This is a genomic window from Flavobacterium pedocola (assembly GCF_053764385.1).
In genome coordinates, this window is the sequence record NZ_JBSNCR010000002.1 from 490,775 (window position 1) to 510,865 (window position 20,091).

Below are 20,091 nucleotides of genomic sequence, written 5' to 3' on the forward strand. Positions count from 1 at the left end.
TTGAAAAAAAAATTTAAAAAATAAGAGCCATGAAAAAAATTGCCTTATTACTGCTGCTGGTTTCTTTCAGTATGAGTGCGCAGGATTCGTTTGATGTTAATAAACTATTTGATGATATCAGAGATATAAATTCAGGATATGCTAGAAAAATGGAAAATGTAGACTTAGTTTTATTTCGTAATTCAAAAAAGCTAGCAATAAATGAAGTAGATATAGAAGACCCTGCAATTTCAGAAGCTAAAGAGGAACTCTTAAAATTATCCGAAAAAGAACAAAAAAAAATCAACAAAGTTCTTTCCTTTTCCTATTTTGAAAAAAGATGGGAAAGCCAGAAATCCAAAAGAGACAAACTGCTGGCTGATAAGCAAAAAAAGAATGAAGAAAGCCAAAACAAAAACGATGGCAATACAAGCAAAGAGGAACCTTACGACATTTTAAGACGGTCGCTTTTGGGCATCTCGAAAAATCCTAATTTTACCGTATTTAGAAATATTGATTACAATTTTGCCAACACGGCTTTTAGCTGGTACTTGCAGGAAGAAATGAGATTAGCTTCAAAAGATTACACCACAAGTGCTACGCTGGTTACCGAAACGTACATCCCTAAAGCTTCTTCAAAAAACGAATCCCTGAAAGTAAGCTATCATACAACGATAAAAGAAAACATACAAGGACTTCACAGCTCCAAAAAGGTAAGAATAATAGATTCCGTGGAAATAGTAGGCACCACCAACCTGATTATCGATTTGTTCGTTAACTACTGGAACGACAAAATCACCATCGGCGGCAACAAAGAAGGAGAAATCGCCAACCGCCAGTTTTTGGGCGATCATGTTTCGCTTATCCGAATGAAGAACAACCTCTGCAAAATCACGATTACAAAAGGCAATATGGATGTGAATTACGAAACAACGTATGGTATCCACAAGCCAATAGTGAAATAGTTTTTTTACAATAAACAAAAAACCCAATCTCATCGATTGGGTTTTTTTATGCCTTAGCAGCACAAAGCTATTTTTTCTTCACTATCGGAAAGTTTCTCGCACGCATCAACGCATCTGAAGTTGCCGCTTTGCCTCTAAACTTTTTATAGGCAATTTCAGGATCCACAGTATTCCCAATACTGAACACGTTCTGCAACAAACGTTTTGCCACTTCTTTATCATACAAACCTTTACCATCAACAGTAAACGCTTCCGTGGCATCAGCACTGATTACATCGGCCCACAAATAACCGTAATACCCCGCCGCATAATCATCACCTGAGAAAATATGCCCAAATTGTGGAATACGGTGGCGCATTACAATTTCTGATGGCATGTTCAGTTTCGCCAGCGTTTCTTTCTCAAATTGCTTCGGATCAATATTCGGGTTCTCTAGCAAGTGTAGCTTCATATCTACCAAAGCACTGGAAAGCGTTTCAACCGTAGAAAACCCTTCGTTGAAAGTGGATGCTTTTTCGATACGTTCCACCAGCGACATCGGCATTGGCTCCCCTGTTTTATAATGCAACGCAAATTTATTCAGCACTTCAGGAGTCGACAACCAACGCTCTAAAATCTGAGACGGAAATTCCACATAATCTCTTGGCGTATTGGTTCCCGACAAAGACGGATAGGTAACATTGGAACACAATCCGTGCAACGCATGCCCAAACTCATGGAACAGCGTATTGGCATCATCCCAGGAAATCAGTATCGGTTCATTCTCATTTCCTTTGATGAAGTTACAATTGTTGGACACCAAAGTAAGTACTTCACCGTTCACGCGGCTTTGCTCTCTGTAAGACGTCATCCAGGCACCGGAACGCTTTCCTTTTCTCGCATACGGATCAAAATACCACAAACCAATTACTTTTCCGGTTGTTTTATTGGTAACTTCAAAAACACGCACATCCGATTGAAACACCGGCACATTCGTCACTTGTTTAAAACTCAGGTTAAAAATCTCACCGGCCACCCAAAACATCCCTTCACGTAGCTTTTCCAGCTGTAAATAAGGTTTGATTTGATTCGCATCCACATCGTATTTTGCTTTTCGGACTTTTTCCGCATAATAGCGATAATCCCAAGGGGCTATTTTAAAGTTTCCGCCTTCTGCGTCGACCATTTTCTGCATCTCGGCCACATCCTGATGCACTTTTTCCACGGCCGGATTCCATACGGATTCCATCAACGTTAAGGTTTTCTCAGGTTTTTGGGCCATGGTATTGGAAAGACTCCAATCGGCAAAAGTCTTAAACCCTAAAAGTTTGGCTTTTTCAGCACGTAGTTTCAAAATCTGCACTAAAATCACATTGTTGTTGCTCGCATTGGCATTATCGCCACGGCTTGTAAAAATCTGAAAGGCCTTTTCACGCAACTCCCTTTTATTGGAAAACGTTAAAAAAGGCTCGATGGAGGAACGCGTATTGGCGATACAACCCAACACGGATAGTTTTCGCTCTTTGGCTTCCGCCATGGCGGCATTTTTGATTTCATTCGGCAATCCGTCAAAATCTGCTTCTGTTTGCAGTGCCAGTAAATAATCGTTCTCATCCGCCAATTGGTTTTGACTGAATTTGGTAAAAAGCCCAGCCAATTCCTGGTTGATTTGAGCTATTCGTGTTTTGCTTTTAGCATCAGCTTTAGCACCTTCGCGGATAAAATCGGAATAATGATGCCACACCAAGCGCTGTTGTTCGGCGGTCAGTTTACTGTTAGCAGGCGACTTATATATTGCTTCAATACGTTTAAATAGCTTCGCGTTTTGATAAATTTTGTTACGGGCTTCCGAAAATTTCGGTGTCATTTCGGTTTCAATCGGTTCAAAGTCGGGGCCGTTCAAATTCGAACTGTAGACATCAAAAACAGCTTTTACCTGACTTTGGAGCTTACCCGCTTTTTCCATCGCTGCGATGGTGTTAGCAAAAGTCGGTGGCTTCGGATTATTGGCAATTTTATCGTATTCGTACAGTTTTTCCTGAATCGCCGCCTCAATAGCCGGTTTCAAATCTTTTAACTGATACTGGGAAAAGGCCGGCACACCACCATAAGGCCCCGTCCATTTATTCAAAAAAGGATTGGGATTGTTCTGAGCATTGGCAACAAAAACTGGAGTACTCATGAGTAAGGTTAAAATTAATTTTTTCATTATCCGTATGTGTTTTATCAAATGTAATCAAAAATCGTAGCGCATAATTGCATAAATTTGAGAAATAAGAAAACACCTTATGTTTCAAACCAAAAAAGACATCGTCTACATCATACTAGCCGGAATCTTCATCACCAATGCCATCGTAGCCGAACTGACCGGAGGAAAACTCATCGAGATCGGGCCGTTCATCATGAGCATCGGGATTTTGCCCTGGCCGATTGTATTCATCACTACGGACATCATCAACGAACATTTCGGACGTGACGGGGTAAAAAAACTCTCCTTCATCACTGCCGGACTGATTGCTTATTGCATACTGATCCTTTTCATCGGCACCAAAATACCGGCTTTTGAAACGGGTGAAACCGTGAACGACGAGCAGTTTTATGCGGTATTCGGACAAGGTTTGTTTATCATGGTGGCCAGCATCATTGCCTTTCTAGTCTCCCAACTGATTGACGTATCTATTTTCTGGTTTTTACGAAACAAAACCGGTAAAAAAATGATTTGGCTCCGCAGTACGGGATCTACGATTATTTCGCAGCTGATCGACAGTTTTATCGTCTCCGGAATTGCCTTTTGGATGACCGGAAAAATCACCACCAGCCAATACCTCAACATGTCATTTACAGGTTATACTTTCAAACTGATCCTAGCAGTTTTACTTACGCCTTTGATTTATTTGGGACATTACCTGATTGAAAAATATTTACACGAAAACAAAACCGAAGCCGATGCCCTCTAAAATCCGCTGCGCCTGGTGCGAAAAAGACGATCTGTACCGCAACTACCACGATACCGAATGGGGCGTTCCCGTTTACGACGATCAAAAAATTTTTGAATTCCTGACTTTGGAAACCTTCCAGGCCGGATTGAGCTGGTACACGGTTTTGGCCAAGCGCGAAAACTTCCGTAAAGCCTTCGATAATTTCGATTACAAAAAAGTAGCAAAGTATTCCGAAGCTAAGATTGAAGCCTTAAAACAAGATGCCGGCATCATCCGCAACGGCCTGAAAATCAAAGCCGCCGTGACCAATGCCATTGCCTTTATGGAAGTCCAGCAAGAATTCGGCACTTTTTCCAACTACATTTGGGGCTTCGTAAACGGAAAACCCATTGACAACAACTGCAAAACCCTAAAAGAAGTTCCCGCCACTACCGAAATCTCTGATAAACTCAGTAAAGATTTAAAAAAGCGCGGGTTTAAATTCGTAGGTTCTACCGTCGTGTACGCCCATATGCAGGCAACAGGCATGGTGAATGACCATATAGAGGATTGCTGGACGAAGAAGAAGTAAACAGTTTTCAGTCGCAGTCACAGGGTATAACTTATAATTCATAATTTATAACTCATAATTCATAATTTTTAATACATTTGTCTCACTTTAGGGGTGTCTGCAACACGCAGGCTGAGATTTTACCCTCTGAACCTGATCTGGTTAATACCAGCGTAGGGAAAAGTAAGATGACTTCATTCGAGTGCTTTCACGCACGTATTGCAGCCATTCCTAAAGTATTTTTTTATACTAAACCAACAGGAATGGAACTAAAAATCAACAACCAGCACAAACAGTTCGCAGCCGAAACGCTTTCCGTTCAGGCCTTGCTCGATCTTGAATTTCCGAACAAACAAAACGGCCTCGCGTTCGCCATCAACAACTCCGTCATTCCCAAAACCGACTGGGCAACTACACCCCTATCCGAAGCCGACGAAATTCTAATCATTACAGCCACACAGGGAGGATAATTGGCTGCACGGTCGGGCTGTCCGCTCTAAGTCCGCAGTCAAAAGCTAAAAAAACACAGCCCTGCAAGCAGCTTCCGCCGGTCGCTACTCACAGCACTTGTTTTTAACAGTTTTTGCCTTTACGGGCTTTCCGCTTCCATCCCTGGCAGGCATCAATTCATAACACGAAAATTTACAAACTCATAAATCTCATGAATAACGAAGAAAAAATATCAAGAAAACCGTTCCAAAATTCCAAAAAGGTATACATCGACGGTGAAATCCATCCCATTAAAGTCGCCATGCGCGAAATCAGTTTACACGATACCAAACTGGCCAGTGGCGGCACCGAACACAATCCGCCGGTAACCGTTTACGACACTTCAGGACCTTACACCGATCCCAACATTGCAATCGATGTTCGCAAAGGTTTACCCAGAATTCGTGAACAATGGATTCTGGACCGAAACGACGTGGAAGAACTAACCGAAATCTCCTCCGACTACGGAAAAGAACGTCTTAATGATGAAAAACTAGACCATTTGCGTTTCGAATACTTACACAAACCGATGCGTGCCAAAAAAGGAGTCAATGTATCCCAACTGCACTACGCAAAAAAAGGCATCATCACCCCCGAAATGGAATACATCGCCATCCGTGAAAACCAACGCATCGAACAATTGGAAACGGCTCAAAAAGCGATGCAGTGCCAGCACGTTGGTCATAGTTTTGGAGCGAACACCCCTAAAAACAAAATCACGCCAGAGTTTGTGCGCAGTGAAGTAGCAGCCGGACGTGCCATCATCCCCAACAACATCAACCATCCGGAAAGCGAACCCATGATTGTCGGGCGCAACTTTTTGGTAAAAATCAACGCCAACATCGGGAACAGCGCCGTAACGTCCTCCATCGAAGAAGAAGTGGAAAAAGCGGTTTGGGCGTGTCGTTGGGGAGCAGACACTATCATGGATTTGTCCACCGGAAAAAACATCCATGAAACCCGTGAATGGATCATTAGAAATTCACCGGTACCCATCGGAACCGTTCCGATTTATCAGGCTTTGGAAAAAGTAAAAGGGGTTGCCGAAGATTTGACCTGGGAAATTTTCCGTGACACCTTAATCGAACAGGCGGAACAAGGGGTTTCCTATTTCACTATCCACGCAGGAGTTTTATTGCGTTACATCCACTTAACAGCTAACCGCGTTACCGGAATTGTTTCCCGTGGCGGTTCAATTATGGCCAAATGGTGTTTATTTCATCACAAAGAAAATTTCCTGTACACTCATTTTGAGGAAATCTGCGAAATCATGAAACAATACGATGTCGCTTTTTCTCTTGGAGACGGTTTACGTCCGGGCTCTATTGCCGATGCCAACGATGCCGCACAATTTGCTGAATTGGAAACTTTAGGTGAATTGACCAAAATCGCCTGGAAACACGATGTACAGGTTTTCATCGAAGGTCCGGGACACGTTCCGATGCACATGATCAAAGAAAATATGGACAAGCAATTGGAGCATTGTTCGGAAGCACCTTTCTATACGTTAGGCCCACTAACCACAGACATTGCACCGGGTTATGATCATATCACCTCTGCCATCGGAGCCGCAATGATTGGCTGGTACGGCTGTGCTATGCTTTGTTATGTAACACCGAAAGAACACTTAGGCTTACCCAACAAAAAAGATGTAAAAGACGGCGTAATCACCTATAAAATTGCAGCCCATGCCGCCGATTTAGCCAAAGGACACCCGGGAGCGCAATACCGGGACAATGCACTGAGCAAAGCGCGATTCGAATTCCGTTGGGAAGACCAGTTTAATTTGGCTTTAGATCCGGATACGGCTAGGGAATTCCACGATGAAACCCTTCCGGCAGATGGTGCGAAAGTGGCGCATTTCTGTTCGATGTGTGGCCCGAAATTCTGTTCCATGAAAATTTCACAGGAAATCCGTGATGTGGCTGCAGCAGAAGAAGGCATGAAAGCCAAATCGGAAGAATTTGTGGAAAGCGGCAAAGAAATTTATTTATAAAAATCAATGACCTAAGAAGCAAGTAAAAAAGATAAAAAACCAATCTCTTGTTTCTTGTCTCTTTTATACAGACAGCAATGATCGTAATCACCTATCCAAAACCTGTGGAAAGCGAAATCCAGCTTGTTCATTCCCTGTTCGGGGAAGGGCTTGAGCTTTTGCATATCCGTAAGCCGGAGTTTACGGTTGCAGAACTGCAGGCTTTTGTCTCGCAAATCGGATGGGAATTTCGGTCGAAACTAGTTTTACATCATTACCATCATTTGGCAGAAGATTTGGGTATCGAGCGCATTCATTTCCCTGAAAAAGACCGGCCGCATTTTAAAATCTGCGGTGACGCAAAAAAATCTACTTCAGTACACGCCATAGAGAACTTCAATGCATTAGCGGACTGCTATGATTATGCGTTTATCAGCCCGGTATTCCAAAGCATTTCAAAATCGGAATACTTGCCGGAAATCGATATCGTCAGCGAAATCAAGAAGCGAACCAATTTCAAAACAAAACTGATTGCTTTAGGCGGATTGCATCCCGAGAACATTCCGACAGCCTTAGAAAGTGGTTTTGACGATGTTGCTCTATTGGGCACTATCTGGCAAAGCAATAATCCTTTAGAAACTTTTAAAAAATGTCAGCAGAGCGTTCTTTCGTTGTAACTATTGCGGGATTTGATCCTTCAGGCGGTGCAGGAGTTTTGGCGGATGTCAAAACCTTTGAGCAGCATCAGGTGTATGGTTTGGCTATTACAACCGGCAACACCCTTCAGACGGAAAACAAGTTTATCGGTCTGCAATGGACCGAGTTGGATTTTGTATTGCAATCGATCCGAACATTATTTGACCATTACAAAATCGAAGCCGTAAAAATCGGCATTGTGCCTTCGTTGCCTTATTTAAAAGAAATCGTTTCCGAAATCAAACGATTGTCGCCAAAAACCAGAATCGTTTGGGATCCGGTTTTGAAATCGACCACGGAATTTGAATTCACCACCCTCGAAAACCAAGCCGACCTCCTGGAAATCCTGAAGCAAATCGATTTGATTACACCGAATTATCAGGAAATACTAAAATTCGACCTTAAAGAAACCTCAGCCGAGACCGTTGCCAAAGAACTGTCGCGTTACTGTGCCGTACTGCTCAAAGGCGGCCATCATCCGCAGGAAAAAGGAACCGATTACCTGTTTACCGAAGACAAGATCACCAAACTCCATCCGACCGCTAATCGCATTTTCGAAAAACACGGTTCGGGTTGTGTGCTGTCCTCGGCTATTACCGCAAATCTGGCCATGAACCACAGTCTGGTTGTGTCCTGCAAAAAGGCCAAGCTTTACATTGAACACTATTTGAACTCTAACCACACTAAATTAGGATACCATTATGTTTAGCAAATTACAGTACATTTCGCAAGGCGATACGGTAGAACAGCAACTCTACAACATCCACAAAGCGCTTGACCACGGCTGCGACTGGATCCAGCTTCGTTTCAAAAACGGCAACCTTCACAACGATTTTGTATTGGCCGAAGCCGTTAAAATTTTATGTGAGGAATATTTAGCTACTTTCATCATCAACGACAAAGTGTATTTAACACAGGAAGTCAATGCCGACGGAGTTCATTTAGGCTTAACCGATATGAAAGTTGAAGATGCCCGGAAAATTCTCGGTGACCGGAAAATCATCGGTGGCACCGCCAACACTTTAGAAGATGTACTAAAGCGCATAGACGAAAAATGCGACTACATCGGATTGGGGCCCTTCCGTTTTACCACTACCAAAGAAGCCCTGAGCCCAATATTGGGTTTAGAGGGTTATCGCGTTATCCTAAACAAAATGACGGAGCAAAACAGAAAAACTCCAATTTATGCCATTGGCGGAATTCAAGCAGACGATATCAAACCTTTGCTGGAAGTCGGCCTGCACGGAATTGCCGTTTCCGGTATCCTCACCCAACAACCCGAACTGATTGCACAACTCAACGATAAATTATATGTCAACCTTTAAAATAGCCGACAAAACCTTTACCTCACGCCTGTTTTTAGGCACCGGAAAATTCGGTTCCAATGTACAGATGGAAGAAGCGATTCTTGCCTCGGAAAGTGAATTGGTAACCGTAGCCCTGAAACGCGTGGATTTAGAAACGGAAACTGATGCGATTTTATCGCACATCAACCATCCGCACATCAACTTATTACCAAATACTTCCGGCGCCCGCAATGCCAAAGAAGCCGTTTTTGCCGCACAATTAGCCCGAGAAGCCCTGGAAACCAATTGGCTGAAACTCGAAATCCATCCCGATCCGAAATACTTGTTACCCGATCCGATAGAAACCTTAAAAGCTACGGAAGAGCTGGCCAAATTAGGCTTCATCATCCTGCCTTATATCCATGCGGACCCTGTATTGTGCAAGCGTCTGGAAGATGTGGGAACAGCAGCCGTTATGCCTTTAGGATCACCCATCGGAAGCAATAAAGGCTTAAAAACCGATGACTTTTTGGAAATCATTATCGAACAAAGCAAAGTCCCGGTGATTGTGGATGCCGGAATCGGAGCGCCTTCGCATGCAGCCAAAGCTATGGAAATGGGTGCCGATGCCGTTTTGGTCAACACAGCCATCGCAGTAGCCGGAAATCCGAAACTAATGGCCGAAGCCTTTAAAGAAGCCGTTATCGCCGGACGAAAAGCTTACGAAGCCCAATTAGCACAAACCGTTAACAAAGCAGTAGCTTCAAGCCCTTTGACAGCCTTTTTATACGAGTAAACATGAATACTTTCACATCCGTTTTTGAAGCGTACGATTGGGATTCGGTGCAAGCCAAAATCTACCAGACCTCAGCCAAAGAGGTTGAAATCGCCTTGTCCAAAAACAAAAGAAATCTGGATGATTTTCTGGCCCTGATTTCACCTGCCGCACAACAGTATCTGGAACAAATGGCACAACGCAGCCATCAGCTGACCAAAAAGCGTTTCGGTAAAACCATCCAGATGTACGCGCCGATGTACTTAAGTAACGAATGCCAGAACATTTGCACTTACTGCGGTTTTAGCCTCGACAACAAAATCAAAAGAAAAACACTTACCGAAAGTGAAATCGAACTGGAAGTAGCCGAGCTCAAAAAAGCCGGTTTCGACCATGTTTTACTGGTAACAGGAGAAGCAAATTATACGGTAAACATCAATTATTTTCTTAAAGCTGTTGCACAGATCAAAAAGGATTTTGCGAATATTTCCGTGGAAGTACAACCGCTTTCCCAGGAAGAATATGAACAGTTACACCAAGCAGGCGTGCATACGGTCTTGGTATATCAGGAGACCTATCATCGGGAAGTCTACAAACAGTACCATCCGAAAGGTAAAAAATCCAATTTCGATTTCCGTCTGGAAACTCCGGATCGCATCGGAAAAGCAGGCATTCACAAAATCGGTTTGGGCGTATTGTTAGGCTTGGAAGATTGGCGCACCGACAGTTTTTTCAACGCCTTACACATCTATTATTTACAAAAAACGTATTGGCAGAGCAAATATTCGGTTTCGTTCCCGAGATTGCGTCCGGCGGAAGGCATCATTGAACCGAATTTCATCATGGAAGACAAAGATTTACTGCAACTGATTTGCGCTTACCGACTTTGGAATGAAGATTTGGAAATCTCCATCTCCACCAGAGAAAATGAAAAGTTCCGCGACAACATCATCCCGATTGGCGTAACCAGTATGAGTGCCGGTTCCAAAACCAATCCGGGCGGTTATGTGGTGGATGTCGAATCACTGGAACAATTTGAAACCAGCGACGAACGTTCTGCGGCAGCAATTTCAAGAATCATTTCCGAAAAAGGCTATGAACCGGTTTGGAAAGATTGGGATAAAAGTTTTACAGTAAAATAACTGACAACAACAATAAACCACCCCGACCTTCGGCCACCCCTCCAAAGGAGGGGAAACAAATAACACAACAATGATTACGATACAAGATTACCTCCGCTACGGAAAACCGATGCTCTTACCAGAAGTCGGGGAAAAGGGGCAACTCAAACTCAAACAGGCAAAAGTGCTCGTAATTGGAACGGGCGGTTTAGGCTGTCCGATCCTGCAATATTTGGCAACTTCCGGTGTTGGAACAATTGGCCTGATTGATTTTGACAAAGTCGAACTGCACAACCTGCACCGACAGATTTTATATACCGAAGCGCAGATTGGCTTACCGAAAGTACATTGCGCGAAAACTGTTTTGAAAAACCTCAACCCAAATAGCAATTATATAGTTTTCGAAGAAAAATTGACCCCTGAAAATGCTGAAGAGCTACTCTCAGGCTTTGATGTGATTGTGGACGGTTGTGACAATTTCGCCACACGTTATCTGGTAAACGATACTTGCGTAGCTTTAAAAAAACCGTTGGTATCGGGAAGTATCCTTGGTTTTAACGGCCAAATGGGTGTTTTCAACCATAACGGCTCTAAAAACCTGCGTGATTTGTTTCCCGAACCACCCAATCCGGAAGATGTCCCGAATTGTAGCCTGAATGGGGTTTTGGGAACATTGCCTGGCATTATTGGCACTATGATGGCACAGGAAACCCTGAAACTGCTTATGGATTTACCGGTTTTACACAACGAATTTATTTTATTCTCCACTTTAAACTGGCAGTTCACCAAGCTTAAATTTTAGTACTTTTATATCTGGAAATGGAAGCACTAAATTCCCAGTTTGTAAATGTTTAGACACCAAGGCAAAAACAGAACGTTTCGACACAACCTGCGTCTCGCTTCCAATCTGTCATTGGTTGCCGGTATTGTCAACAGTGTTGGCGTTTTGGCTATCAGTACGTTAACCACTAATGTAACCGGTCATTTTGCCTATTTTTCAGAAGAATTGATTGTCGGAGAATTTGCCAAAGCCATTCCGTTTCTTCTTTACATTTTCTTTTTCTTTTTAGGGGCTTTTGTTTCGAATTTTTTTATTGAAATCGCCGCTATCAAAAAGAAGAAATACATCCACACGGCTCCAATGTTTTTAGAACTATTCCTGCTCGTAGTGGTTGGTTTCTGGAACGAGTGGAATTTCAGCGAAACTGAAAATGCCAACCAAATTGCTTATATTCTTTTATTTTCCATGGGGTTACAAAATGCCCTGGTGACCAAAATATCACAATCAACGGTTCGCACCACCCACCTGACCGGGCTTTTCACCGATTTAGGGATTGAAACCTCCCAGTTCTTTTTTTACCGAAAGCATCCGGATGCCGGCAAACTGAAAAAAAACATATACTTAAAACTTTCTATTATCATTTTCTTTTTTACGGGGTGTATTTCAGGCACGTTGTTGTTTTTCCAGATTGGTATCAAAACACTACTTGTAGCTTCCCTGCTGATTGTCATTGCTTTACTTATGGACAATCTGATTTTTTATTATAATTACACCCGAAGAAAACTTAGAATGAAAAGAAACATTCCATCCTCTAAAACGAATTAAAAACAACAAATGAGCAACGATCCTTTACACGGCATTACGCTAAAAACCATAGTGGAAACACTGGTGGACTATTACGGGTTTGACACCTTGGAGGAACTGATCCCAATCAACTGTTTTAAAGTAAACCCGTCGGTAAAATCAAGTCTGTCGTTTTTACGAAAAACAGATTGGGCCCGAAAAAAGGTGGAAGAATTGTACATCAAAACCCTTCCGAAATTAAACGACCGTTAATTATTTTTTTGATGATTTAAAATCATCATAAAGTCCTCCCGCTCGATTTCCACACAGCCTAAACTTTCCAGGTGTTCGTTGTATACCTGACAGTCAAGCAGTAAATACTTATTTGCCTTCAGATATTCAACCAAGTAAATAAACGCCACTTTACTGGCGTTGGACACTTTAGAAAACATACTTTCCCCACAGAAAACATGACCTAAATCAATACCGTACAAACCGCCCACCAATTCGTCGTTTTGCCAGATTTCTACCGATTTTGCATGCCCGAGTTCGTGGAGTTTGCAATAAGCGTCAATCATGTCATCGGTAATCCAGGTGCCGTTTTGGCCTTCGCGTTTCACGGACTGGCAACTGGAAATCACTTCTTTAAAATGCTGATTGAAGGTAACTTTGAAGATATTCCGGTTGAGAATCTTCCGCATGCTTTTGGAGATTTTCAGATCGTCTAAAAACAAAACCATACGCCAATCGGGTGACCACCAGGTAATGGGTTCACCGTCTTCAAACCAAGGAAAAATCCCGGAATTATAGGCTAACAGCAAACGTTCCGTGGACAAATCACCACCCACGGCAAGTATCCCCGAATCATGGGTTTCGGAAACGGGTGGAAACCAAAGTTCCTCAGTTAACAAATAAATTTTTTTAGTCACGAATTTTAATTAAGTATGCAAAGATGCGAAAAGTTTCTCCAATAGCCCCGATTGCAGCGGCATCCTTTTTCCGGTGGCTGAGACTCTCGAAGCCACCGGAAAAAGATAGAGCGGAAAGCGGGAACAAGGCCTCCAAAAAAAGCCCAAACCCTTCGCTCCAAAAAAAAAGCCAGAAATTCAAGGATCCTTAAACTTCTGACTTCTTTTCTATTTTTGCTCTGAAATTAGAACGGTAAATCGTCGTGCTCTTCTTCGTTGAAGTTCGTAGCCGGTTCGAACGCCTGGCTTGCAGGCATTGGTGGCATTTGTGGTGCCGCCGGAGCTTCTGCCTGCATTTTCTCGATTCTCCAACCCTGGATCGAGTTAAAATATTTGGTTTCGCCCTGAGGGTTTACCCACTCTCTTCCTCTTAAGTTGATGGAAACTTTTACAGCTTCTCCTGCACGGTAGTTGTCCAGCAAATCACATTTATCCTGAGTGAACTCAATCATGATGTGCTGCGGATACTGCTCCTCGGTAGTTACTACCACTTCTCTCTTTTTAAAACTCGCGCTTACTTGTTGCGCCGGGTTAATCACTTTAATTTTTCCTGTAACTTCCATACTGTTTACTGTTTTGCTAGAAGGACCTTCCAGGCGGTGGTCACTTCGTTGTTGTCTAAATGTTCTTTGGCTTTTATAAATTGTTTCTCGATGTCGTCGGCACTTAAAACGGCTTTAATGGCGAAATCTTCTTTTACAAATATAGCAATTTCTTCGTCTGTTGGTAAGGCTTCTACGTTTCCTAGTTTGCCTAAGTCGTTTCCGTCGAAAATCGGGCTTTCTTTTACGAAATCCGGAATGGCGTCTACCCCGATTCCTAAAGTCGTTAGTGGTTTTTCCACCTCAAACAAACCTTGATTCGCTCTTGAATACCAGTTGCCGCCCATACGTGCTACCAAGTCGATTTTGTGCTGGTCAATCGTTCCGTTGGCATCTAAAATCTCTTCACTGATGTGCAGTTTTACCACTTCACAGATGATTAGGTTTCCGGCACCGCCTTCAGTTCCCAAAGCGATGATTTCGTTCACTTTGCATTCGAATTGCACCGGGCTTTCCGCTACACGGAATGGTTTTACGATATCCGAGGGCACCATGGTCAATCCTGATTTGATAAACTCGTTCACCCCGTCGCCATATTCCGTACTGGAGAGTGAAGCTTGTTGTACGATATCGTAATTCACAACATTAATTACCACTTCACGCGTTTTTTCCGCATTAATTAATGTATGCTTAATCGTATTGTCCCGCACACGACGCGCCGGTGAAAACACCAGGATCGGTGGATTGGAACTGAACACGTTGAAAAAACTGAACGGCGATAAATTCGGGTTGCCGTTTTCGTCTAAAGTACTGGCAAAAGCAATCGGTCTCGGGCCAATCGCGCCTTGCAGATACGCTTGTAATTTTACCGGAGTAACCTCTTTAGGATTAACACTGATCATGTTGTAAAAATTTTGACAAAGATACTTTTTTGGAGCAAACTTTCGGCGTTTTTGGAAGCCATTTTCCGGTCATCCGCGATATCTTTTTCCTCTTTCGGCAAGAGTAAAAAGGATGCTGCTCCTACCCGGGCTAAAAATAAACTTGGGACATACCGGGAAACTTAGTAACTTAGCTACATAGTAACCGTGCCATTCAAAATCAAATATGAATTTTTCTTCCGACAGACGCAATCTGGTCCGCTGGGTAATCATACTCGCCGCCTTTAACTTATTGGTGCTGATTCTGTGGAACACCTATACTTTTTTCCAAACTTTCAAAAACGAAGAACGCTTGAAAATGGAGCTTTGGGCCGCCGCTTCCAAAACCCTTAACAATGCCGACGAAAATACCGATGTGGAATTGCCCTTTCAGATCCTGAGCAACAACACCACTATTCCCATCATCCAGACCACGGAAAATGACAGTATCCTGAACATGACCAACGTCGAAGAGGAAATCAGCAAAGACAAACGCAAAACCCTGGCTTTTTTCAACCGGCTGAAATCGGAAAACCAACCTATCGTGATGAACATTGGCGGAAAGGTCCACTTATATTATTACGGCAACTCCTCCTTGCTGACCAAACTGAAATATTACCCCTTGGCCCTGGTACTGATTGCCCTGTTTTTCAGCGGGATGATCTTCAACTTTTACCGCGCCAGCAAAATGGCCACGCAAAACCGATTGTGGGCGGGTATGGCCAAAGAAACCGCGCATCAGATCGGAACGCCGCTTTCTTCCTTAATTGGCTGGCTCGAAATCTTAAAATCGGAAAACGTGGAGGAAAGCACCATCAACGAAATCGAAAAAGACATTCACCGCCTGCAAACCATCACCGACCGTTTCTCCAAAATTGGTTCGGAACCGATACTGGAAAACCGCGACCTGATCCGGGAAACGGAACAATCCTTCGACTACCTGAAATCCAGAACGTCCAAGCAGGTGGAATTTTCGTTTACCGCACCGCAGCATGCCATTTTCATCAACCTGAACCCTATTTTGCACAGCTGGACCATTGAAAACCTGGTAAAAAATGCCATCGACGCCATGAAAGGCAAAGGCAAGTTGGCCGTATCCATAGAAGAGACGGATCGTTTTGTAAAAATCAAAGTAAGCGACACCGGGAGCGGGATTCCTAAAAACCAGTTCAAAAGTGTTTTCGAACCGGGTTTCACCACCAAAAAACGAGGCTGGGGACTTGGGCTATCGCTAACAAAAAGAATTGTGGAAGAATACCACGACGGACGCATTAAAGTAGCACAGTCGGAAGTCGGCAAAGGCACCACCATGCAGATTACCTTTAAAAAAATGACATAAAAAAACCGGAATCAGTGATTCCGGTTTTTTTTATTTAAACGTATAACTCAAGCCGACACCTAAAATCTGTTTCAGCTGAAGTTTTGGACCTCGTATTACCTGTGCCCCTTCAAAATCTTCTTTGGTTTTTATATCGTCATCATAAATCATATGGGTCATCACACTGGCGCGGACATATTGGTTCACCACCATATCTAACTGCAGTTGCCAATCCACATCAATATTCCCGAATTTATTGATATAATCACTGTACAACGCCAAACGGTGGTCTACCGTTATGTTTTTAAACACTTCTTTCTTATACTGATTGGTAATCAAAATACCTAATTCTGTTCTCGATTTGTTCCCGTGGGAAATCATGTTTCCGTCTATATCATAGGTTGCTTTGTCGACTCCAAAAGCCCCCTGATCCGCCAATCGCTGATCCAACACCAATGTTGTTTTCTGTGTTAACGGTGAAAAATAAGCCTTAAAGCCTTCATCCTTATTGATGTATTCCGCTCCCACCCCAAGGAAAATATAAGCCGGGGCAAAAGGTTTGGAAATTGCAAAATCAGTATTGGGATAGGCATATCCATTGGTAAATTGGGTACTGAAATTGAATTTCGCCGAATAATACCAGTTGGAAATTGAATCGGTTTTAAAGCCTGCCGAAGAATTCAGCTGCACCATATCATCCGTTTTTCGTGCCGGAATCCCGTCCTGTTTGTTCAACCCGTAACGGGCAATCAATTCATTGTGCCAAAGAAAACGCTTTTTGGTATATTTCCGCATAAAAGCGCCTTTTAAAATCCCTGAAACGGAATTCTCTCCACCGGCATTCCAGTTCACAAAAGAAACCTGTGTCAAATCAAGTCCTACGACATTTTTACTTTCCCAGTATTTAATGGTATCGGGCACTGCGGTTCTGACAACATCCTGTGAAAATCCCTGTTGAAAAAACAATACACAAAAAAGCCCAAAAAGACATTTTTTAAAGCAATCCATAATAGTAGTTAGGTTAAATTCGGTGCAAAAATCAACATTTTCAATAAGTTGAAAAAATTTTTTTCAAAGTATTAACGTCAATACCACAAATTTGTTGTTGCTCCGCCACGGTACCCTGCTCAATAAACGCATCGGGAATTCCGAGTTTTTTTACAGAAACGGAAAAATTATGCTCCGTAACAAAAGAAGCAACCGCACTTCCAAAACCGCCGGTTATGGTTCCATCTTCAAGGGTGATAAGATGTTTGTGCGTGTTACAGATTTCAGTAAGACTTTCCAGATCCAAAGGCTTTACGAAGGGAAAATGATAGTGTGAAAATTTATCGGAATTTGAAATATCACCGAATGCTGCCGTAACATTATTACCGATAAAACCGGTCGACAAAACGGCAACTTCAGTACCTTTTTTCAGTGCAACAGCTTTACCGATTTCCAGTGGTTCAAACGGCTGCTGCCAATCTACGGTAACGCCTCTTCCTCTTGGGTATCGGATGGCGATCGGATGGTTCAGGCCAAGCTGTGCAGTATACATGATGTTACGCAATTCGATTTCATCTTTAGGCGCGCAGATAATCAGATCCGGTATACAACTTAAATAAGCCAGATCATAAACACCGTGATGGGTAGCGCCATCTTCCCCGACCAATCCGGCACGGTCAAGACAGAACACCACAGACAAATGCTGCAATGCCACATCGTGAATCACCTGATCGTAAGCCCTTTGCAGAAACGTGGAATAAATATTGCAAAAAACAGTCATACCCTGCGTTGCCATTCCGGCGGCCAGTGTTACCGCGTGCTGTTCAGCGATACCGACATCGAAAGCACGATCCGGCATGGCGTCCATCATAAATTTCATGGAAGATCCGGTCGGCATGGCTGGGGTAATCCCAATGATTTTTTGGTTCTGCTTAGCCAATTCTACCAAAGTCAAACCAAAAACATCCTGAAATTTCGGTGGCAGGTTTTCTTCGGATTTCGGCAGGATTTCACCAGTCTCCGGATTAAATTTCCCGGGGGCATGGTACTTTACCTGATCCTCTTCCGCCAGCTGCATTCCTTTCCCTTTGGTAGTTATAATGTGAAGGAATTTGGGTCCTTTTTTATTTTTTAATCGGTTTAACTCTTTCAGCAACGCGTCAAAATCGTGGCCATCGATGGGACCGAAATACTCAAAATTGAGCGATTTGATCATGTTGTTGTCCCTCGGGTTCTTCCCTTCTTTCACCGAAGTGAGATAATCTTTCAGGGCTCCGACGCTTGGATCTATTCCGATGGCATTGTCGTTTAGGATCACCAAAAGGTTGGCATCCGTTACCCCCGCGTGATTCAACCCTTCAAAAGCCATACCGGAGGCAATCGAAGCGTCACCGATTACCGCAATGTGCTGCTTTTCGGTTTCACCTTTTAAATTGGAAGCCAAAGCCATGCCCAAAGCCGCAGAAATAGCCGTAGAAGAATGCCCCACGCCAAACGTATCGTATTTGCTTTCGCTTCGTTTGGGAAATCCGGAAATGCCGTGCAACTGACGATTGGTATGAAAAACCTCTTTTCGGCCGGTCAGGATTTTGTGGCCGTACGCCTGATGTCCCACATCCCAAACCAATAAATCTTCAGGAGTATTGAAAACATAATGCAAAGCAATTGTCAGTTCAATCACACCCAGACTTGCCCCTAAATGTCCTTCTTTTCGGGAAACTATATCAATAATGAAGTCGCGAAGTTCTTTGGCTACAACAGGTAATTGTTCGGGAGTAAGTTTCCGTAAATCGGTCGGGTTTTGAATGTTTTGCAGTAGTTTTTCGGACATAGCAGTGTGTGTTCCGACAAAATTACGTTAAATATATTTATTTTGACAGAGAATCTGTAATCGGTTCTATTTCAACATCCCCGGTAAGATGCCCTTCGCTGGCTATGGTTTGGCTTTTCGCTACGGAACATTTTTTTTCGGCCATTTTGGAAGGAGGCGGAAATTTGACCGGATTAGAAATTGTTTTCGGCGCTTCAGGATCCTTAACAGTACTGTCGTTTGAATATATCGGTTTACCAACCGTAAGTTCCTGTGTTTCCTCGACGATTTCCACTTTATCTATTTTCTGCTTGTTTCCGTTTTCATCGGAACAACTTAAAAGGGTTGTCCCCATGGCGATTAAAACTGCCAGTAAAAACATTTTCCGGAACCTGGTTTGGGAGAAAAGGGTTTGCTGCGGAATCTGGATGATTATAGTGTCAAGCTGCTCGGTTTTAAAACGGCCGCATATTTTTTCACCTTTATGAAGGGTAAAATACGTTTGAATCTCAGCGGCTTTCATGCTTGAAAAATCAACAACACTTTTAGCACATTGGTTACAAAAACGCCCTATTTCATTTTCAGTCATCTTATCCCAATTCTCATGACAGGGTTTTGGAATGCTGATTTTAAAATTCTCCATAAATAGTTTTCTTTCTAAAACGAAGATACGTCTGAAATCGTATTTTTGCTTTATGGAAAACATTTTCACCGACGAATATTTCATGAAAAAAGCCCTGCAGGAAGCTGAAGCGGCTTACGAAAAAGGCGAAATTCCCGTGGGTGCGGTCGTTGTAATTGACAACAGGGTGATTGCCCGCTCTCATAATCTCACAGAAATGCTCAACGATGTAACGGCACATGCGGAAATGCAGGCAATTACCTCCTCAGCAAATTTTTTAGGCGGAAAGTATTTAAAAGACTGTACTTTATATGTAACCTTAGAACCTTGCCAGATGTGCGCCGGTGCACTCTACTGGGCACAGATTTCCAAAATCGTGTTCGGCGCGCGGGACGAACAGCGCGGCTTTATGAAAATGGGCACACAGTTACACCCGAAAACCGTTGTTGTTAGCGGGGTGATGGAAAACGAATGCTCGATTTTGATGAAAGAATTTTTCGCCCGAAGAAGAAAATAATCACTCCAAAAAATCTTTCCGAAAGTTTCTGAAAATTCTTCTTAAAATAATTTTCAAAATCCCCTATTTTTACTACAATATAAAATAGG

General features: G+C 42.9%; 22 protein-coding genes and 1 riboswitch. Of the genes, 15 read left to right on the top strand and 7 right to left on the bottom strand.

Going from position 1 to position 20,091, the window contains the following annotated elements:
* Positions 1–29: 29 nt before the first annotated feature.
* On the top strand, positions 30–944 hold the full coding sequence (locus ACWPKD_RS06225) for a hypothetical protein (protein ID WP_455411806.1): 915 nt from the start codon (positions 30–32) through the stop codon (positions 942–944).
* Between the two features lie 67 nt (positions 945–1,011).
* Here the strand turns inward: ACWPKD_RS06225 and ACWPKD_RS06230 are convergent, their stop codons facing one another.
* On the bottom strand, positions 1,012–3,132 hold the full coding sequence (locus tag ACWPKD_RS06230; RefSeq protein WP_455411807.1) for a M3 family metallopeptidase: 2,121 nt from the start codon (positions 3,130–3,132) through the stop codon (positions 1,012–1,014).
* Between the two features lie 79 nt (positions 3,133–3,211).
* Here ACWPKD_RS06230 and ACWPKD_RS06235 point away from each other — a divergent pair, with 79 nt between their 5' ends.
* From ACWPKD_RS06235 to ACWPKD_RS06290, 12 genes are all read left to right on the top strand, one after another.
* Positions 3,212–3,880, top strand: coding sequence for a queuosine precursor transporter (locus ACWPKD_RS06235; protein ID WP_455411808.1), 669 nt, complete (start codon positions 3,212–3,214; stop codon positions 3,878–3,880).
* On the top strand, positions 3,870–4,433 hold the full coding sequence (locus ACWPKD_RS06240) for a DNA-3-methyladenine glycosylase I (RefSeq protein ID WP_455411809.1): 564 nt from the start codon (positions 3,870–3,872) through the stop codon (positions 4,431–4,433). The genes ACWPKD_RS06235 and ACWPKD_RS06240 overlap by 11 nt, the downstream gene beginning before the upstream one ends.
* A gap of 79 nt (positions 4,434–4,512) precedes the next feature.
* Positions 4,513–4,609: riboswitch (TPP riboswitch) on the top strand.
* Between the two features lie 66 nt (positions 4,610–4,675).
* On the top strand, positions 4,676–4,882 hold the full coding sequence (gene thiS / locus ACWPKD_RS06245; protein WP_455411810.1) for a sulfur carrier protein ThiS: 207 nt from the start codon (positions 4,676–4,678) through the stop codon (positions 4,880–4,882).
* 191 nt (positions 4,883–5,073) lie between these two features.
* Entirely contained in the window at positions 5,074–6,897 is a 1,824-nt protein-coding gene (gene thiC / locus ACWPKD_RS06250) for a phosphomethylpyrimidine synthase ThiC (RefSeq protein WP_455411811.1), read from the top strand.
* A 77-nt stretch (positions 6,898–6,974) separates the two neighbouring features.
* Entirely contained in the window at positions 6,975–7,553 is a 579-nt protein-coding gene (locus tag ACWPKD_RS06255) for a thiamine phosphate synthase (RefSeq protein ID WP_455411812.1), read from the top strand.
* Positions 7,526–8,281, top strand: coding sequence for a hydroxymethylpyrimidine/phosphomethylpyrimidine kinase (locus tag ACWPKD_RS06260; protein ID WP_455411813.1), 756 nt, complete (start codon positions 7,526–7,528; stop codon positions 8,279–8,281). The genes ACWPKD_RS06255 and ACWPKD_RS06260 overlap by 28 nt, the downstream gene beginning before the upstream one ends.
* Positions 8,274–8,897, top strand: coding sequence for a thiamine phosphate synthase (locus ACWPKD_RS06265; RefSeq protein WP_455411814.1), 624 nt, complete (start codon positions 8,274–8,276; stop codon positions 8,895–8,897). The genes ACWPKD_RS06260 and ACWPKD_RS06265 overlap by 8 nt, the downstream gene beginning before the upstream one ends.
* Complete coding sequence (locus ACWPKD_RS06270; RefSeq protein ID WP_455411815.1) at positions 8,884–9,654, top strand: HisA/HisF-related TIM barrel protein; 771 nt, start codon at positions 8,884–8,886, stop codon at positions 9,652–9,654. Before ACWPKD_RS06265 ends, ACWPKD_RS06270 begins: the two co-directional genes overlap by 14 nt.
* Positions 9,655–9,656: 2 nt before the next feature.
* Complete coding sequence (thiH, locus tag ACWPKD_RS06275) at positions 9,657–10,775, top strand: 2-iminoacetate synthase ThiH (RefSeq protein ID WP_455411816.1); 1,119 nt, start codon at positions 9,657–9,659, stop codon at positions 10,773–10,775.
* A 70-nt stretch (positions 10,776–10,845) separates the two neighbouring features.
* Complete coding sequence (locus tag ACWPKD_RS06280; protein WP_455411817.1) at positions 10,846–11,556, top strand: HesA/MoeB/ThiF family protein; 711 nt, start codon at positions 10,846–10,848, stop codon at positions 11,554–11,556.
* A gap of 45 nt (positions 11,557–11,601) precedes the next feature.
* Complete coding sequence (locus tag ACWPKD_RS06285; RefSeq protein WP_455411818.1) at positions 11,602–12,360, top strand: YoaK family protein; 759 nt, start codon at positions 11,602–11,604, stop codon at positions 12,358–12,360.
* A 9-nt stretch (positions 12,361–12,369) separates the two neighbouring features.
* The gene (locus tag ACWPKD_RS06290) at positions 12,370–12,591 is read left to right on the top strand and encodes a VF530 family protein (protein WP_455411819.1); all 222 of its coding nucleotides are present in this window, start codon (positions 12,370–12,372) and stop codon (positions 12,589–12,591) included.
* Here the strand turns inward: ACWPKD_RS06290 and aat are convergent.
* The 3 genes from aat to ACWPKD_RS06305 form a co-directional block, all read right to left on the bottom strand.
* Positions 12,588–13,235, bottom strand: coding sequence for a leucyl/phenylalanyl-tRNA--protein transferase (gene aat / locus ACWPKD_RS06295; protein ID WP_455411963.1), 648 nt, complete (start codon positions 13,233–13,235; stop codon positions 12,588–12,590). The genes ACWPKD_RS06290 and aat overlap by 4 nt on opposite strands.
* Positions 13,236–13,471: 236 nt before the next feature.
* Positions 13,472–13,849 (bottom strand): DUF3127 domain-containing protein, encoded by a 378-nt coding sequence (locus ACWPKD_RS06300; RefSeq protein WP_455411820.1) that lies wholly within the window; start codon positions 13,847–13,849, stop codon positions 13,472–13,474.
* Between the two features lie 5 nt (positions 13,850–13,854).
* The gene (locus ACWPKD_RS06305) at positions 13,855–14,730 is read right to left on the bottom strand and encodes a flavin reductase family protein (protein WP_455411821.1); all 876 of its coding nucleotides are present in this window, start codon (positions 14,728–14,730) and stop codon (positions 13,855–13,857) included.
* Positions 14,731–14,935: 205 nt separating this feature from the next.
* Between ACWPKD_RS06305 and ACWPKD_RS06310 the strand changes: the two genes are divergently transcribed.
* Complete coding sequence (locus tag ACWPKD_RS06310; protein WP_455411822.1) at positions 14,936–16,087, top strand: sensor histidine kinase; 1,152 nt, start codon at positions 14,936–14,938, stop codon at positions 16,085–16,087.
* 30 nt (positions 16,088–16,117) lie between these two features.
* On the opposite strand, the gene ACWPKD_RS06315 is transcribed toward ACWPKD_RS06310, so the two are convergent.
* The 3 genes from ACWPKD_RS06315 to ACWPKD_RS06325 are packed head-to-tail and all read right to left on the bottom strand — an operon-like array spanning position 16,118 to position 19,506.
* Positions 16,118–17,074, bottom strand: a complete 957-nt coding sequence (locus tag ACWPKD_RS06315; protein WP_455411823.1) for a DUF3078 domain-containing protein — start codon at positions 17,072–17,074, stop codon at positions 16,118–16,120.
* Between the two features lie 40 nt (positions 17,075–17,114).
* Positions 17,115–18,884 carry a 1-deoxy-D-xylulose-5-phosphate synthase gene (locus ACWPKD_RS06320; protein WP_455411824.1) on the bottom strand — a complete coding sequence of 590 codons (1,770 nt, stop codon included), beginning with the start codon at positions 18,882–18,884 and terminating at the stop codon, positions 17,115–17,117.
* Positions 18,885–18,921: 37 nt separating this feature from the next.
* A complete protein-coding gene (locus ACWPKD_RS06325) occupies positions 18,922–19,506 on the bottom strand; it encodes a hypothetical protein (protein ID WP_455411825.1) in 585 nt (194 codons plus the stop codon).
* Positions 19,507–19,558: 52 nt separating this feature from the next.
* Between ACWPKD_RS06325 and ACWPKD_RS06330 the strand changes: the two genes are divergently transcribed.
* The gene (locus tag ACWPKD_RS06330) at positions 19,559–20,002 is read left to right on the top strand and encodes a nucleoside deaminase (protein WP_455411826.1); all 444 of its coding nucleotides are present in this window, start codon (positions 19,559–19,561) and stop codon (positions 20,000–20,002) included.
* Positions 20,003–20,091 lie beyond the last annotated feature (89 nt).

Excerpts from the sequence above, each read along its gene's own strand:
- ACWPKD_RS06315 (WP_455411823.1), bottom strand. The coding sequence starts at position 17,074 with ATGGATTGCTTTAAAAAATGTCTTTTTGGGCTTTTTTGTGTATTGTTT.
- thiH (WP_455411816.1), top strand. The coding sequence starts at position 9,657 with ATGAATACTTTCACATCCGTTTTTGAAGCGTACGATTGGGATTCGGTG.
- ACWPKD_RS06300 (WP_455411820.1), bottom strand. The coding sequence starts at position 13,849 with ATGGAAGTTACAGGAAAAATTAAAGTGATTAACCCGGCGCAACAAGTA.
- ACWPKD_RS06230 (WP_455411807.1), bottom strand. The coding sequence starts at position 3,132 with ATGAAAAAATTAATTTTAACCTTACTCATGAGTACTCCAGTTTTTGTT.
- ACWPKD_RS06255 (WP_455411812.1), top strand. The coding sequence starts at position 6,975 with ATGATCGTAATCACCTATCCAAAACCTGTGGAAAGCGAAATCCAGCTT.
- ACWPKD_RS06290 (WP_455411819.1), top strand. The coding sequence starts at position 12,370 with ATGAGCAACGATCCTTTACACGGCATTACGCTAAAAACCATAGTGGAA.
- ACWPKD_RS06235 (WP_455411808.1), top strand. The coding sequence starts at position 3,212 with ATGTTTCAAACCAAAAAAGACATCGTCTACATCATACTAGCCGGAATC.
- ACWPKD_RS06270 (WP_455411815.1), top strand. The coding sequence starts at position 8,884 with ATGTCAACCTTTAAAATAGCCGACAAAACCTTTACCTCACGCCTGTTT.
- ACWPKD_RS06305 (WP_455411821.1), bottom strand. The coding sequence starts at position 14,730 with ATGATCAGTGTTAATCCTAAAGAGGTTACTCCGGTAAAATTACAAGCG.
- thiS (WP_455411810.1), top strand. The coding sequence starts at position 4,676 with ATGGAACTAAAAATCAACAACCAGCACAAACAGTTCGCAGCCGAAACG.
- ACWPKD_RS06310 (WP_455411822.1), top strand. The coding sequence starts at position 14,936 with ATGAATTTTTCTTCCGACAGACGCAATCTGGTCCGCTGGGTAATCATA.
- ACWPKD_RS06260 (WP_455411813.1), top strand. The coding sequence starts at position 7,526 with ATGTCAGCAGAGCGTTCTTTCGTTGTAACTATTGCGGGATTTGATCCT.
- ACWPKD_RS06285 (WP_455411818.1), top strand. The coding sequence starts at position 11,602 with ATGTTTAGACACCAAGGCAAAAACAGAACGTTTCGACACAACCTGCGT.
- ACWPKD_RS06240 (WP_455411809.1), top strand. The coding sequence starts at position 3,870 with ATGCCCTCTAAAATCCGCTGCGCCTGGTGCGAAAAAGACGATCTGTAC.
- ACWPKD_RS06280 (WP_455411817.1), top strand. The coding sequence starts at position 10,846 with ATGATTACGATACAAGATTACCTCCGCTACGGAAAACCGATGCTCTTA.
- ACWPKD_RS06325 (WP_455411825.1), bottom strand. The coding sequence starts at position 19,506 with ATGGAGAATTTTAAAATCAGCATTCCAAAACCCTGTCATGAGAATTGG.
- ACWPKD_RS06330 (WP_455411826.1), top strand. The coding sequence starts at position 19,559 with ATGGAAAACATTTTCACCGACGAATATTTCATGAAAAAAGCCCTGCAG.
- ACWPKD_RS06265 (WP_455411814.1), top strand. The coding sequence starts at position 8,274 with ATGTTTAGCAAATTACAGTACATTTCGCAAGGCGATACGGTAGAACAG.
- thiC (WP_455411811.1), top strand. The coding sequence starts at position 5,074 with ATGAATAACGAAGAAAAAATATCAAGAAAACCGTTCCAAAATTCCAAA.
- ACWPKD_RS06320 (WP_455411824.1), bottom strand. The coding sequence starts at position 18,884 with ATGTCCGAAAAACTACTGCAAAACATTCAAAACCCGACCGATTTACGG.
- ACWPKD_RS06225 (WP_455411806.1), top strand. The coding sequence starts at position 30 with ATGAAAAAAATTGCCTTATTACTGCTGCTGGTTTCTTTCAGTATGAGT.